The 14,508-nt window shown below is 54.4% G+C and carries 12 protein-coding genes; 6 read left to right on the top strand and 6 right to left on the bottom strand.

All coding sequences use genetic code 11. The annotated features are described in order from the left end of the window. Nucleotides 1-10 precede the first annotated feature (10 nt). Complete coding sequence (locus tag F3I44_RS02690; RefSeq protein WP_150009861.1) at nucleotides 11-1,927, bottom strand: ABC transporter ATP-binding protein; 1,917 nt, start codon at nucleotides 1,925-1,927, stop codon at nucleotides 11-13. Nucleotides 1,928-1,933: 6 nt separating this feature from the next. Then, a complete protein-coding gene (gene rlmKL / locus F3I44_RS02685) occupies nucleotides 1,934-4,048 on the bottom strand; it encodes a bifunctional 23S rRNA (guanine(2069)-N(7))-methyltransferase RlmK/23S rRNA (guanine(2445)-N(2))-methyltransferase RlmL (protein ID WP_150009863.1) in 2,115 nt (704 codons plus the stop codon). A gap of 110 nt (nucleotides 4,049-4,158) precedes the next feature. Between rlmKL and F3I44_RS02680 the strand changes: the two genes are divergently transcribed. Then, on the top strand, nucleotides 4,159-5,268 hold the full coding sequence (locus F3I44_RS02680; protein WP_150009865.1) for a YcbX family protein: 1,110 nt from the start codon (nucleotides 4,159-4,161) through the stop codon (nucleotides 5,266-5,268). Here F3I44_RS02680 and F3I44_RS02675 read toward each other — a convergent pair whose 3' ends face one another. The 4 genes from F3I44_RS02675 to F3I44_RS02660 form a co-directional block, all read right to left on the bottom strand. Beyond that, nucleotides 5,269-5,808, bottom strand: coding sequence for a cell division protein ZapC (locus F3I44_RS02675; RefSeq protein WP_150009867.1), 540 nt, complete (start codon nucleotides 5,806-5,808; stop codon nucleotides 5,269-5,271). It lies immediately after the preceding gene. 153 nt (nucleotides 5,809-5,961) lie between these two features. Then, nucleotides 5,962-6,972 carry a quinone-dependent dihydroorotate dehydrogenase gene (pyrD, locus tag F3I44_RS02670; RefSeq protein WP_150009869.1) on the bottom strand — a complete coding sequence of 337 codons (1,011 nt, stop codon included), beginning with the start codon at nucleotides 6,970-6,972 and terminating at the stop codon, nucleotides 5,962-5,964. 134 nt (nucleotides 6,973-7,106) lie between these two features. After that, a complete protein-coding gene (locus F3I44_RS02665) occupies nucleotides 7,107-8,408 on the bottom strand; it encodes a flippase (protein ID WP_013357342.1) in 1,302 nt (433 codons plus the stop codon). A gap of 102 nt (nucleotides 8,409-8,510) precedes the next feature. Next, entirely contained in the window at nucleotides 8,511-9,491 is a 981-nt protein-coding gene (locus F3I44_RS02660; protein WP_150009941.1) for a glycosyltransferase, read from the bottom strand. 751 nt (nucleotides 9,492-10,242) lie between these two features. On the opposite strand from F3I44_RS02660, the gene ssuE reads away from it, so the two are divergent. Genes ssuE through ssuB form a run of 5 tightly spaced genes read left to right on the top strand, consistent with a single transcriptional unit; the run spans nucleotide 10,243 to nucleotide 14,504 of the window. Beyond that, a complete protein-coding gene (ssuE, locus tag F3I44_RS02655) occupies nucleotides 10,243-10,794 on the top strand; it encodes an NADPH-dependent FMN reductase (protein ID WP_013357340.1) in 552 nt (183 codons plus the stop codon). Between the two features lie 11 nt (nucleotides 10,795-10,805). Beyond that, nucleotides 10,806-11,759, top strand: a complete 954-nt coding sequence (locus F3I44_RS02650) for a sulfonate ABC transporter substrate-binding protein (RefSeq protein ID WP_150009871.1) — start codon at nucleotides 10,806-10,808, stop codon at nucleotides 11,757-11,759. 9 nt (nucleotides 11,760-11,768) lie between these two features. Beyond that, nucleotides 11,769-12,917 (top strand): FMNH2-dependent alkanesulfonate monooxygenase, encoded by a 1,149-nt coding sequence (gene ssuD, locus F3I44_RS02645; RefSeq protein ID WP_013357338.1) that lies wholly within the window; start codon nucleotides 11,769-11,771, stop codon nucleotides 12,915-12,917. 10 nt (nucleotides 12,918-12,927) lie between these two features. Beyond that, nucleotides 12,928-13,719, top strand: a complete 792-nt coding sequence (gene ssuC, locus F3I44_RS02640; protein WP_150009943.1) for an aliphatic sulfonate ABC transporter permease SsuC — start codon at nucleotides 12,928-12,930, stop codon at nucleotides 13,717-13,719. Continuing rightward, on the top strand, nucleotides 13,716-14,504 hold the full coding sequence (ssuB, locus tag F3I44_RS02635; protein ID WP_150009873.1) for an aliphatic sulfonates ABC transporter ATP-binding protein: 789 nt from the start codon (nucleotides 13,716-13,718) through the stop codon (nucleotides 14,502-14,504). The genes ssuC and ssuB overlap by 4 nt, the downstream gene beginning before the upstream one ends. Nucleotides 14,505-14,508 lie beyond the last annotated feature (4 nt).

Genomic DNA, 14,508 nt, shown 5'->3' with positions numbered 1-14,508 from the left:
TAGCCCTGCCCTACGCGCCGTTTTTCAGTGACTCAAGCTCTTCCCAGCGCGCAAAAGCGGTTTCCAGCTCCTGCTCAGCCTGAGCCAGATTATCCAGCACTGGTTGCGTCTGATCGTGTGCCTGACTGAAGAAGTCCGGGTGACTCATTTTCGCCTGCAGTTCACCGATGCGCGCTTCCAGCTGCTCCAGTTTTTGCGGCAGCTGTTCCAGCTCACGCGCCAGATTGTAGCTGAGCTTATTCACGCTACGCTTCGCTTCACTCTTTTCGGCGGTGGGCTTAGCGGTATTCGCTGTCGCTTTTGCCGGTGAAGCAGACCTGTGCTGCCGGTAAGCGGCACGCTGCTGCTGCGCATCGTGATAACCGCCAACAAAGGTACCAATTTCGCCGTTGCCTTCAAAAATCCAGCACTCGGTGACCGTATTGTCGACGAACTGACGATCGTGGCTCACCAGTAAGACAGTGCCCTGATAACCATCAATCAGCTCTTCCAGCAGCTCCAGCGTTTCGACATCGAGGTCGTTGGTCGGTTCATCGAGGATCATCAGGTTGCTGGGACGCAGGAACAGACGCGCCAGCAGCAGGCGGTTACGTTCCCCACCAGAGAGCGCGCGCACCGGCGTCATAGCCCGTTTCGGATGGAACAGGAAGTCCTGCAGATAACCCAGAACGTGACGCGGTTTGCCGTTGACCAGCACTTCCTGCTTGCCTTCGGCCAGATTGTCCATCACGGTGCGATCCGGATCCAGCTCCGCACGGTGCTGGTCAAAATAGGCCACTTCCAGCTTGGTGCCGGAATGCACGCGGCCATGATCGGCCTTAAGCTGTTGCAGCATCAGGCGCAGCAGTGTGGTTTTACCGCAACCATTTGGCCCAATCAAAGCAATCTTGTCGCCACGCTGTACCTGGGAAGAGAAATCCTTCACCAGCACTTTGCCATCGACCGCGTAATCGACATTTTCCAGTTCAAAGACAATTTTGCCCGAGCGGGAGGCTTCGCCCACCTGCATGTTAGCCTTGCCCATCACTTCGCGGCGTTCAGAACGCTCGCGACGCAGGGCTTTCAGCGCACGCACGCGACCTTCATTGCGGGTACGACGGGCTTTGATGCCCTGACGGATCCACACCTCTTCCTGCGCCAGCTTGCGGTCAAACTCCGCGTTCTGCATCTCTTCGACGCGCAGCGCTTCCTCTTTACCCGCCAGATACTGATCGTAGTTGCCCGGCCAGGAGACCAGTTTGCCGCGGTCAAGGTCGACGATCCGCGTCGCCATGTTGCGGATAAACGAACGGTCATGGGAGATAAAGACGATGCTGCCGCTGAAGTTCTTCAGGAAGGTTTCCAGCCAGTCGATGGTTTCAATATCGAGGTGGTTGGTGGGCTCATCCAGCATCAGAACGCGCGGATTGCTCACCAGCGCACGGCCCAGCGCCGCTTTACGCAGCCAGCCGCCGGAGAGCGATGAGAGCTCGGTATCGGGCTTCAGGCCAATCTGCTCGAGCACATCATGGATACGGCTTTCCAGCTGCCACAGATTCTGATGGTCGAGAATGCTCTGCAGACGCGCCATCTCATTGAGGTTTTTATCGCTGGGATCGTCCATCACCAGATGGGAAATGGCGTGATAGGCTTTCAGATGCTCAGCCTGCTCTTCAACGCCTTCAGCCACAAAGTCATAGACCGAACCGGTAATATTGCGTGGGGGGTCCTGCTGCAGACGCGCCACGACCAGATCGGTTTCATAAATAATGCGGCCATCATCCAGGGGCTGTTCGCCATTGATGATTTTCATCAGCGTGGATTTACCCGCACCGTTACGGCCTACCAGACAGACGCGTTCATTCTCTTCGATGTGCAGTTCGGTATTGTCTAACAGCGGCGCATCGCTGAAGGAAAGATAGGCACCGTGGATACTGATTAATGACATGTAATCTTATTCCTTACCGGCATGAGTGATCAGCCAGCAGTTGTGAATCTGACGGTTACGCGCAAAGTCCTGCGACTGCGTTTTCTGGGTAATATCCTGCGCCTGCAGGCCCAGTGTTTTCAGACCATCCATGTCCATTTTGAAACCACGTTTATTATTAGAGAACATGATGGTGCCGCCGCGACGCAGCATGCGCTTCAGATTACGCATCAGCATCATATGATCGCGCTGAACGTCAAAGCTCTCTTCCATACGTTTTGAGTTGGAGAAGGTTGGCGGATCGATAAAGATCAGGTCAAAATTCTCATCGCTCTCATTCAGCCAGCTCAGGCAGTCTGCCTGCATCAGACGGTGCTGACGCCCGGTCAGCCCATTGAGACGCAGGTTGCGCTCCGCCCATTCCAGATAGGTACGCGACATATCTACCGTGGTGGTTGAGCGCGCACCGCCCAGACCGGCGTGCACACTGGCGGTGCCGGTGTAGGCAAACAGGTTCAGGAAATCTTTGCCCTGACTCATCTGACCGAGCATTTTACGGGCAATGCGGTGATCGAGGAACAGGCCGGTGTCGAGATAGTCGGTCAGGTTCACCCAGAAATGCGCATTAAACTCTTTAACTTCAAAATAGTCGCCCTTCTCGCCGAGCTTCTGATACTGCGCTTTACCTTTCTGGCGCTCACGCGTTTTCATAATCAGGCGGTCAGCGGGCAGCTGCAGTACGCTCAGTGTTGCGCTGATCACATCGAACAGGCGCTGCCGCGCTTTATTTGGATCGATGGTCTTCGGTGGCGCATACTCCTGGATAATCACCCAGTCGCCATAGCGATCGACAGCAACGTTGTAGTCTGGCAGATCGGCATCGTAAATGCGGTAGCATTCAATGCCTTCCTGGCGTGCCCACTTCTCCAGCTTCTTCACATTTTTACGCAGACGGTTTGCGTAATCTTCCGCAATCTGTCCGGCGCTTTCATGGCTGTTAACCGCCAGCTGATAGTTTTTCTGCACGCAATCCAGCGGACCATTCTTCGCTTTAAACTGGCGATCGGCTCGCAGTTGCAGGCAGCTTAGCAGTTCAGGCGAGGCGCTGAACAGCGACAGGTTCCAGCCGCCAAAATGCTGCTTCATCAGACGTCCGAGCTGGCTGTGGAGCGCAATCAGGGCCGGTTCGCTCTCCAGACGTTCACCGTACGGCGGGTTACTCAGCACCGTACCGTAAACCGCCGGATCGAGCGGATTGGTCAACTGCAGCAGGTCCTGCTGCGCAAACGTAAAGAGTTCAAAGACACCAGCACGACGGGCATTCGCCTGCGCCCACTCCAGTACCCGACCATTGTTATCGTAGCCAAAGAAGCGCGCCTGAGTCGCGGCCGTGCCTGCGCGGGCACGGTTCTGCGCCTCGGTTTTCACGTCCTGCCACAGCGCAGCATCAAACTTGTTCCAGGCAGTGAAGCCCCAGTGCTTACGTAGCAGGCCCGGTGCCCGATCGCAGGCGATCAGCGCCGCTTCAATCAGCAGCGTACCCGAACCACACATCGGGTCGATCAGCGGCGTGGTCGGCTCCCAGCCTGAACGCAGCACAATCGCCGCCGCCAGGGTCTCTTTTAACGGAGCCTGACCCGTCTGCTGGCGATAACCGCGCTGATGCAGTGAGGTGCCGCTAAGATCCAGCGCAATGCTGGCGCGATCGTCATTCAGCCAGACGTTGACACGAATATCCGCCTGCTCACGATCGACATCAGGCCGCTCGAGATTCTGACGGGTAAAGCTGTCCACGATGGCATCTTTCACTTTCAGCGCGCCGAACTGGCTGTTACGAATCGAATCGTTGGTGCCGCTGAAATGCACGACAAAGGTTTTATCGCTGCCGAACATCGACGGCCAGTCCACGCTCTGTACACCCAGATAGAGATCGAGATCGCTGTAGACGCCAAATTCTCCCAGCGGCAACAGGATGCGTGATGCTAAACGGCTCCACATCAGGCTTTGGTACATGACGCGATCGTCGGCTTCGTAGTGAACGCCTCCCTGCACCACTTGCAAATCCTGCGCGCCCAGCGCGTCCAGCTCACTTTTTAACAGCTCTTCGAGCCCACGCGCCGTGCTGGCAAACAGAGAATTCATATCGTCACTTTTTAACTCTTGAGAAAATTGTCGCGCATTATAGCGAATCGGAGACCTATGTCATAAAGTTAGCTTCTTTTGTGTCGCGCGTCGGGTTCAAGGAGAACACCATGATCACGCTTTCCCGCTTATTTATTCATCCTGTGAAGTCAATGCGGGGATTAGCGTTGTCACATGCGCTGGTCACTGACAGCGGACTGGCGTTTGATCGTCTGTTTATGGTGACCGAACCTGATGGCACCTTTATTACTGCACGCCAGCACCCGGAGATGGTGCGCTTTACACCCGCGATCCTGCCGGATGGCCTGCTGCTGGTCGCGCCGGATGGCAGCCAGTCCCTGATCCGCTTCAGCGATTTTAGTGAGCAGGATCATCCCACCGAAGTCTGGGGCAACCACTTCACTGCGCGCATTGCGCCCGAAGCAGTTAATCAGTGGCTGAGCCAGTTCTTCCCGCGTGACGTTCAGCTGCGCTGGGTCGGGCCGCAACCGACTCGCCGGGTCAAAAAGTTTGATCATATTCCGCTGAGCTTTGCCGATGGCTTTCCGTTTTTGCTGATCAACAATGCTTCGCTGCACGATCTGCAACAGCGCTGCCCGGCCAGCGTCCGTGCCGAACAGTTTCGCCCGAATCTGATCGTCAGCGGTGCGGCCGCCTGGGATGAGGATAGCTGGGCAGAGATTCAGATTGGTGACGTCATTTTTGAGGCTCCCAAGCCCTGCAGTCGCTGTGTACTTACCACGGTCAGCACCGAGACCGGACTTAAGCATCCGACCGGTCATCCGCTGGCGACACTGCAGACTTTCCGCACCGCTCAGGATGGCAGTGGTGACATCGATTTCGGTCTGAACTTAGTGGCGCGTAACAGTGGTGTGGTGCGTGCGGGTGATGAAATGATCGTCCTGAAACGTCATGCGCCGCGCAGCTATGGTGCCGGCGAAGTGGTCGAAACGCTGAAACCACAGCAACAGATTCCGGATGCCGTGACCATCACGTTTCAGGGTCAGACCTTCACCGGAGATAATCAGCAGGTATTACTGGATCAGCTGGAGATGCAGGGTTTTCGCATCCCTTACTCCTGTCGGGCAGGTCTGTGTGGTAGCTGCAAGCTGAATCTGGTGACCGGTGAGGTAAAGGCGCTTAAACAGAGTGCCCTGCGTCAGGACGGCACACTCTTAAGCTGCAGCTGTATTCCGGCAGGTGATATAGAAGTGAAGTAATCAGACCGCGCGGGCGTAGTGCGCGACATCCTGGTACCAGGGTTGCAGGCGATCGTTCATCACCTTGATGGCATCGCCGAGAACCATATTTTTACCCGCCAGGGTTAATCCTGGCTGCGCCAGCAGGCAGAGTGCCGCATTATCACCGCTCTCAACCACCAGCAGACGTGCCTGTGTGCCCTCTTCGGCCAGCGTAACCTGCACCATCTCACCGGGACGGGGCTGCATTGCAGGGGCATAAGCGGCGAAATGCCAGCTTTTTGGCATCAGTGGTTTGAGGAAACGCGCGGCGACCAGCGCATTCAGCACCAGTTCAGCGCAATGGCTGCCACTGAGTTTGCACTGACGGCAGGTCTCTTCAAAGGTGTAATACAGAGCGGCGTCATCGACACAGAAACCCGACTCAGAGAACGCATCCGGCGTGAGCATTTTGCGGGAAAAGCGGGAACGAAAAAGCATCCCGTCAGCCAGGTCGAGCATCATTCGGTCATGGCTGCTATCAAAATACCAGCGCCAGTTATCATCGGGTTTAATTTTCATCGTGTGCCCTGTATTTACCGCTGCGCCAAAAATCGCGCAGAATTCAGCGAAAAAAGAAACATAAGGAAAAGCTGAAAAAGCGTGCAACAGGACAAAATATAAACGAGCCGAGGGGATAAATAAACCCCCCGGCCAATCATTGTGAGAATTGTCTTAGAGATGCGTGACGATATCTTTAATTAATCCTGGCCCCTGATAAATAAAGCCTGAATAAATCTGAACCAGCGTTGCGCCAGCGGCGATTTTTTCACGCGCAGCGGTCAGAGAATCGATGCCGCCAACGCCGATAATGGGAAGGCGTCCCTGCAGTTCCTGAGAGAGGCGCTGGATCACTGCCGTACTGCGCGACTGCACTGGCCGTCCACTTAATCCACCCGCTTCTTCTGCATGCTTAAGACCGCTTACCAGCGTACGATCGAGCGTTGTATTGCTGGCAATGACGCCATCAATCTGATGCCGAATCAAACTGTCCGCGACCTGAATTAACTCTTCCTCAGAGAGATCGGGCGCAATTTTTACGGCCAGCGGAACATATTTAAGATGACGCTTTTCAAGCTCTTTTTGTTTTTGTTTGATGGAAGAAAGCAAATCATCCAGCGCCTCGCCATATTGCAGTGAACGCAAACCTGGCGTGTTAGGCGACGAAATATTGATGGCGATATAGCCGGCATGGGCATAGACCTTTTCCATGCAGATCAGATAATCCTCTTTGCCCTGCTCAACCGGCGTATCTTTATTTTTACCGATATTGATCCCGAGCACGCCGTTAAAACGCGCTTTTTTCACATTCTCAACCAGGTGGTCAACGCCCAGATTATTAAATCCCATCCGGTTGATAATGCCGCCGGCTTCCACCAGACGAAACATCCGCGGCTTATCATTACCTGCCTGCGCGCGCGGCGTGACGGTGCCGACTTCAACAAAACCAAACCCCATCGCCGCAAACGCATCAATGCACTCTGCGTTCTTATCCAGACCCGCAGCCAGGCCCAGGGCATTTTTAAAGGTCAGTCCCATGCAGGTGACCGGACGCGACGGCAGATTCTGGCGATAAAACCGCTCCAGCGGCGTGCCGTTCATAAAACGCAGTTGCTGAAAGGTGAGTTCGTGCGCGCGTTCGGGGTCGAGTTTAAACAGCGCCGGTCGGACGATAGGATAAAACATGCACTCTCCTGAAGGACGGAAGCAATCGTGAAAGTCGGTGCACGGGAAAATGTGCGCCAGAATGGTAAAGTGCTCTGGCGCAAAAGTAAATCGAAGGGCGGGGATGCAGAAAACTATATGAACATGCTTTGATCTTAAACGGCGGAATCGTTTACGGGCTGGTTTTTCACTTCGGAAGGAAACAGATACTCCCGCAGAATACCGTGACGTTGCATGATGCCAAAGATACCAAGACAGACAAACGCTTCAGCCCCCACCATCGACCATGCGGCACCGATAGCACCAAACTTCCACGCCAGGAAACAGCATAGCGGCACGTTTATCACGCCAGCGGCCATCATGACCCACATACGCTGACGCGCCAGACCATGTGGGATCAGAATCTGCAATCCAGCCGGATAAGCAATGTTGCCGAACAGGAAGCAGAGCACGAAGACGCGCAGCACATCCGCCGACGGAATAAAGTCTTTACCCAGTAAAATAGAGACCACCAGGTCAGCAAAGAACCAGGTAAAGATCACAATCGACAGACTCAGGGAGAACGACAGCAGCAGGCTTTTGCGCGTCGCCGCAATGGCGGCACGTTTATCCCGGCCAAACAGGTGGCTGACGCGCGGGAAGAAAGCACTGCCGATCTGCTCGGGTACAGAGTTAGCTGCTTTACGCAGACGATCTGCACCGTTGTAGATACCGACCATATAGGTAGAGGTAAAGGACGCCAGGATCACCACGTTGACGCTGTTAAACAGATTGGCACCCGCGATAGCAATAAACACATCCATACTGTCTGTGATGCGCTGTTTGATTTCGCGCGGTTCAAAGCGGTAACGGCCAATGACCTTCATCTCCAGCACAAACTTCAGCGTAATCGCTGCACTGATGATGGAGACCGTGCCAGGGATCAGCGCCGCCAGCCAGGTATCCTGCGGGGACTTCACCAGCAAAAAGGTCAGCGGAATGGCACAGAAGTTACCGAAGGTGGCAATCATCGCCGTTTTACCCAGCTTCTCAAAACCCTGCATCAGCCAGCCGAATGAAAACAGCGAGCCTATCAGCGTGGTGCAGTTTGCCAGAATGATAAAAAACAGCGGATGCCAGGCGGGATTAAACCAGGTCGCCGTCAGTAACGTGCCACTGGTTACCACCAGCAGCATCAGCTTGGCGTTAAAGGTTGACCAGAAGAGCTGACTGACGCGTTCCTTGTCATCACGATGGTGAGCAATGTCTTTAGTAGTAAAGACGTTGAATCCCCAGTCAGAGATGGTGCTGCAATAGAGCACGCAGGCGATGGCCAGCGCCAGCGTACCCATCTGCTCTACGCCCAGAACGCGGGCAAGATAGGGCAGCGTGGCCAGCGGAAACAAAAATGATGCGCCGCGGTAGGCCAGCAGCGAGAAAATATTAATAACCAGACTTTTATCAAGTACTTTTGCCATGACGCAACAACCTTATACACATTGCATGTCTCACCTTCTCATTTCGCTAAGGCATAAACAATATCGCTTCACATTTTTCAGAATCAGGCGGCTTTTTCAGAATCAGGCGGCGCCCCTGAGTTCTTTTTTAACCTTGTAATGCTGCAATGCAATAAACAGCTCCGGTCGGTTGAACAATAGCCACTCTTTAATATTTTCTGTTTTAACGTTACGTCCCATAAAGCGGATAGCGTTAATGACATATTCCGGAACAGGAGTTCCATTATAAAGTGATAAATAGATCATCAGGCGAAAAGATTGCAATAAATATGCTTTCTCCAGCGAATTACGCCAGTCTGATTTAGGTAACGAACTGACTAGCGTGTTGTAAGCGTGCATAAAGGCATCATAACGCTGATAGAAAAACTCATTTCCTTTGGTACTGTTAGTCAGTGAACCGCTGCGGATTCGCTGTTTATAATAAACCTGGCGACTTACCCAGGCGTGCTGACACTTCATAAAGACGGAAAGCGTAAAATTGTGGTCTTCATGAACGCGACGTACAAAGCGTAATTTGTGCTGTTCAATCACGCTTTTCCGCAGTACATAATTCCAGACGGCAGAGGTATAGCGCCCATTACGTAACAGGCGCAAAAAGACTTCCTGCGGTTTTTGCTGGCCAAAGTGATCATGTCTGACTTTGGGTGAGGTCACATCAATGTGGCCATCTTCATAGACGCAGGAGTTAAAGCAGAAGAGATCAGTTTCCGGATGCTTTTCCGCCACCATGGCCAGCTCAGTCACCAGCCCATCCACTACCACATCATCCGGATCACAGAAGAAGATAAACTGTCCCTGTGCCAGTGCGATGCCGGTATCACGCGCATTACCGAGACCGCCATTTTCAATGGTAATTACTTTTACCTGAGAAAGATGCGTATAATTCTGTTCAATTAAGGCTAATGTTCCGTCGGTGGATCCATCATTCACAATAATTATTTCATTGGGCGCTTTAACCTGACGTAATAATGAATCGACGCACTCCACAATATATTTCTCTACATTGTAGGTTGGAATAATAACTGATAACAGGATGTCAGACATATGCAATTCTCTGCTGTTAGAAAATGACATTACGATTCACCTGCCAGATGCAGGGACTGACCAGAGGCGAAACGTCGAAAAAGAGTAATACGCTACTATTATGATGGCTTTGATTGAGCCTGATTATCTTAAACCGGTTATGCGAAAAAAGACCAGTCGTAAAAATTATCTTAACGTTTCACCTGATTATCACTGTTAAAAAAAGTGCATCTATCGCCCGCGTTAATGTTAAAACCGTTGAGGAACGATTTAAATTATCCCCATCAGGCAGGCGTAACCAGAATCAGGAATATGTAAGCGAACATCTGAAACCGTGAATAACTTCAGCATTCCTTCATTTTTATTACAGTTTACGCTCTGCAATTAATCCTAATGTCGTGCTGGAACATGGCTGAAATACGCTGATGTCAGGCTGCTTTACCTTCCGGTTTCGGGCTGCCGCTGCGCTTGAACATGGTTTCAGCCACAAGCAGAATGGTTAAGCAATCAGAAGAAAGATAATTTTTTCCGCCATGCGTCTTCTTTTACCCCTCTTGCATCACTGCTCTTAATGAATGGTTTCGCTGCTCGCCTTTATTTTAAGAATTTTCGGAAGCGATGTTTTTATTATCTGCCGCCAGCATGTCTATTTGCAGTTTTCACCCTTGCTTTGCCGGATAAATCATTTAAGCCCACTCCCCTGCTCTGACAGTATGAAGGCATAAGTTCTCAACATTTGATAATCAATAACTTTTAGTTATAAGGAGTGATGATGCGAGTTATTACGCTGGCAGGCAGCCCACGATTTCCCTCCCGCTCAACCTCATTACTGACGTTGTGTCAGCACAAGCTGGAGGCACGTGGCATTGAAGTCATTCCCTGGAATATTCACAACTTTCAGCCTGACGATCTGATTAACGCGCGCTTTGATGCGCCCGCGCTGCTGGCCCTGCGTGACGATCTGGCCTCGGCTGATGGCCTGATTGTGGCAACGCCGATTTATAAAGCGTCGTTTTCGGGCGCGCTGAAGACTTTGCTCGACCTGCTGCCTGAGCGCGCACTGGAGCACAAAGTTGTATTGCCACTCGCCAGCGGTGGCAGTGTCGGTCATATGCTGGCGCTGGACTACGCGCTGAAGCCGGTTCTTAACGCTTTAAAAGCACAGGAAATTCTGCATGGGGTCTACGCCGAAGACAGCCAGGTCACGCATTACGATCGTCAGCCTGTACTGGAAGATTCACTGGCAGAGCGTCTTGACGAAGCCGTCTCCGCTTTCTGGCTGGCGCTGACCCGTCATCACCATCCCGTTGCGCAGGCAGTATAAGGAAGCGATTGATGAAGCAGAGATTAGGAAAGTGGCTGGTGGCAGGACTGTTACTGGCTGGCCTTCAGGTACAGGCCGCCGAATCGGATCCGGCTCAGATTCGCATCGGCTATCAGAAAGGTTCAGTCAGCATGGTGCTGGCGAAGTCACATCAGTTGCTGGAGAAGCGTTTTCCCCATACTCAGATTAAGTGGATCGAGTTCCCGGCTGGTCCGCAAATGCTGGAAGCGCTGAACATCAACAGCATTGACCTCGGCAGCACGGGTGACCTTCCGCCACTGTTTGCCCAGGCCGCAGGCGCAGATCTGCTCTATGTCGGTTCAGAGCCGCCTAAACCGAAATCAGAAGTGATTCTGGTGCCGAAAAACAGCGCGCTGAAACAGGTTGCCGATCTGAAAGGCAAAAAAGTCGCTTTTCAGAAAGGTTCCAGCTCACACAACTTACTGCTGCGCGCCTTACAGCAGGCGGGCCTCACCTTCAAAGACATCACACCCGTCTATCTGACGCCCGCCGATGCGCGCGCCGCCTTCCAGCAGGGTGATGTGGATGCCTGGGCAATCTGGGATCCCTACTACTCTTCGGTGCTGCTGCAGGGTAATTCGCGCCTGCTGATTGATGGCAGCTCACTGAATCTGACCGGTTCCTTCTATCTGGCAACGCGCAGCTATGCCGAAGCCCACGGCGCGTTTATCCAGCAGGTGCTCGACACCTTCAGCAGTGCCGACGCGCTGACGATCAGCCAGCCTCAGCAGAGCACTACGCTTCTGGCGCAGGCGATGGGCCTGCCTGAACCGGTTATTGCCAGCTATCTCAGCCATCGTCCACCTACCCGGATTTCGCCGGTCAGTGCTGAAACCGCAGCCGCCCAGCAGCGTACCGCTGACCTGTTTTATGCCAATCATCTGTTGCCAGTCAAAGTGACGATCCAGGATCGCATCTGGCAACCGCATACCGTAACGCAGTAAGGAGCAATAATGAGCGTATCCATTTTCTGGTTCCTGCCGACGCATGGCGACGGCCACTATCTTGGTACCGCGGAAGGCGCGCGCCCGGTTGATCACGCCTATTTACAACAGGTGGCGCAGGCTGCTGACCGTCTCGGCTTTGGCGGGGTGCTGATCCCGACCGGCCGCTCCTGCGAAGACGCCTGGCTGGTTGCCGCCTCCCTGATTCCGGTGACGCAGCGCCTGCGTTTCCTGGTCGCACTGCGGCCCGGCGTCATTTCACCGACTCAGGCCGCGCGTCAGGCTGCCACCCTGGATCGCCTCTCCAACGGCCGTGCCCTGTTCAATCTGGTAACCGGCGGCGATCCGGAAGAGCTGGCGGGTGACGGCGTTTTCCTGGATCACCGTGAGCGATACGCAGAATCCGCTGAGTTCACCCGCGTCTGGCGTCGCGTGCTGGAAGGCGAAACCGTCGATTACGAAGGTAAGCACGTAAAGGTTCGCGGCGCACGTCTGATGTTTAAACCGGTACAGCAGCCTCGCCCACCACTCTGGTTTGGTGGCTCTTCTGAACCGGCTCAGGAACTGGCGGCCGAACAGGTCGATGTTTACCTTACCTGGGGCGAACCGCCTGCTCAGGTTCGGGAAAAGATTGAACAGGTACGCGCGAAAGCAGCCGCGCAGGGACGTACGGTGCGGTTTGGTATCCGCCTGCATGTGATTGTGCGCGAAACGAATGAAGAAGCCTGGCAGGCCGCCGACCGGCTGATTGCCAATGTCGATGACGCCACTATTGCGAAGGCACAGGCAGCGTTCCAGCGGGCCGATTCTGTGGGTCAGCGCCGGATGGCCGCGCTGCACGGTGGTCGCCGCGACAAACTCGAAATCAGCCCGAATCTGTGGGCAGGAGTAGGTCTGGTACGCAGCGGAGCCGGTACAGCGCTGGTCGGTGATGGCCCGACCGTTGCCGCACGCATCAAAGAGTATGAAGCACTGGGCATCGAGACCTTTATTTTGTCAGGTTACCCGCATCTGGAAGAGGCTTATCGCGTTGGCGAACTGCTGTTCCCGCATCTTGATCTGCAGGTTCCATTGGTGCCACAACCGCGCGTCGTTCAGGCGCACGGAGAAGCGGTAGCCAACGATTTTACCCCTGAGAAAAAAGTCGCCCGGGGCTGAGGAGAGCATGATGGCCAGAACCCGAAAACGCCTTGCTGATACGCTGGTGCCGTGGCTATTGCCGACGCTGCTTGTTGTGGTGTGGCAGATTGCTTCGCAAACCGGCTGGTTATCGAACCGTATTCTGCCCGCGCCGGAGAAAATTGTGACCACTTTCTGGCAGCTGTCTGCCAGCGGTGAACTCTGGCAGCATCTGGTGATAAGCAGCTGGCGTGCACTGATCGGCTTCAGTATTGGCGGTTCTATCGGCCTGGTACTTGGGCTGATCACCGGCACCTCAAAAACTGGTGAACGCCTGCTGGATACGTCGGTACAGATGCTGCGCAACGTGCCACATCTGGCGCTGATCCCGCTGGTGATCCTCTGGTTCGGAATCGACGAGTCCGCCAAAATCTTTCTGGTGGCGCTGGGCACGCTGTTCCCGATCTACCTGAATACCTATCACGGCATCCGCAATATTGATCGCGGGCTGGTTGAGATGGCGCGCAGCTATGGCCTCTCCGGCTGGAGCCTGTTTATCCAGGTGATCCTGCCCGGCGCACTGCCGAATATTATGGTCGGCGTGCGTTTCGCGCTCGGTCTGATGTGGCTGACGCTGATTGTCGCTGAAACCATCTCCGCCAACGCGGGCATTGGCTATCTGGCAATGAACGCGCGTGAATTCCTGCAGACCGATGTGGTGGTGGTCGCCATCATTCTCTATGCCCTGCTCGGCAAACTGGCGGATGTCGCCGCGTTATTACTGGAACGCGTCTGGCTGCGCTGGCACCCCGCTTACCAACTGAAGGAGGAGAACGCATGAGCCAGACTTTCTCACCAGCACGCCTTAACACCGGCACACCGGTTGGCGTTAATGGCGTCAGCAAACAGTATGGCAGTCGTACCATTCTCAATAAGATCGACCTGCACATTCCTTCAGGTCAGTTTGTGGCGGTAGTGGGTCGCAGCGGCTGCGGTAAAAGCACCCTGCTTCGCCTGCTGGCCGGACTTGAACAAAGCTCCAGCGGTGAACTGCTGGCAGGCAATGCGCCACTGCAGTCGGCGCGCGACGATACCCGCCTGATGTTTCAGGATGCGCGACTGCTGCCGTGGAAAAAAGTGATCGATAACGTCGGGCTGGGCCTGCGCGGACGCGAATGGCGCAGTGCCGCGATGGATGCCCTGACGGCGGTGGGACTGGCCGATCGCGCCAATGAGTGGCCGGCTGCACTTTCTGGTGGGCAAAAACAGCGTGTGGCGCTGGCCCGAGCGCTGATTCATCGGCCCGGCTTACTGCTGCTGGATGAACCCCTGGGGGCGCTGGATGCCCTGACTCGTATTGAAATGCAGGGATTGATTGAGTCACTGTGGCAGCAACATCACTTCACCGTTCTGCTGGTCACGCATGATGTCAGTGAAGCGGTCGTGATGGCGGATCGCGTGTTGTTGATCGAAGAGGGTGAGATCGGTCTGGATCTGCAGGTGGATCTGCCGCGTCCGCGGCGTCGGGGATCGGCGCGGCTGGCCGAGCTGGAAGCGGAGGTGCTGGATCGGGTGATGCAGCGTACGGAACGACCGCAGCCGGTACGTTACGCGCAGCAGCGCTGAAAAA

This window comes from Pantoea sp. F_5, assembly GCF_008631595.1.
Taxonomy (GTDB): domain Bacteria; phylum Pseudomonadota; class Gammaproteobacteria; order Enterobacterales; family Enterobacteriaceae; genus Pantoea; species Pantoea gossypiicola.
The sequence above is the reverse complement of the archived record's forward strand: the minus strand, read 5'-3'. Positions and strand labels throughout refer to the sequence as shown.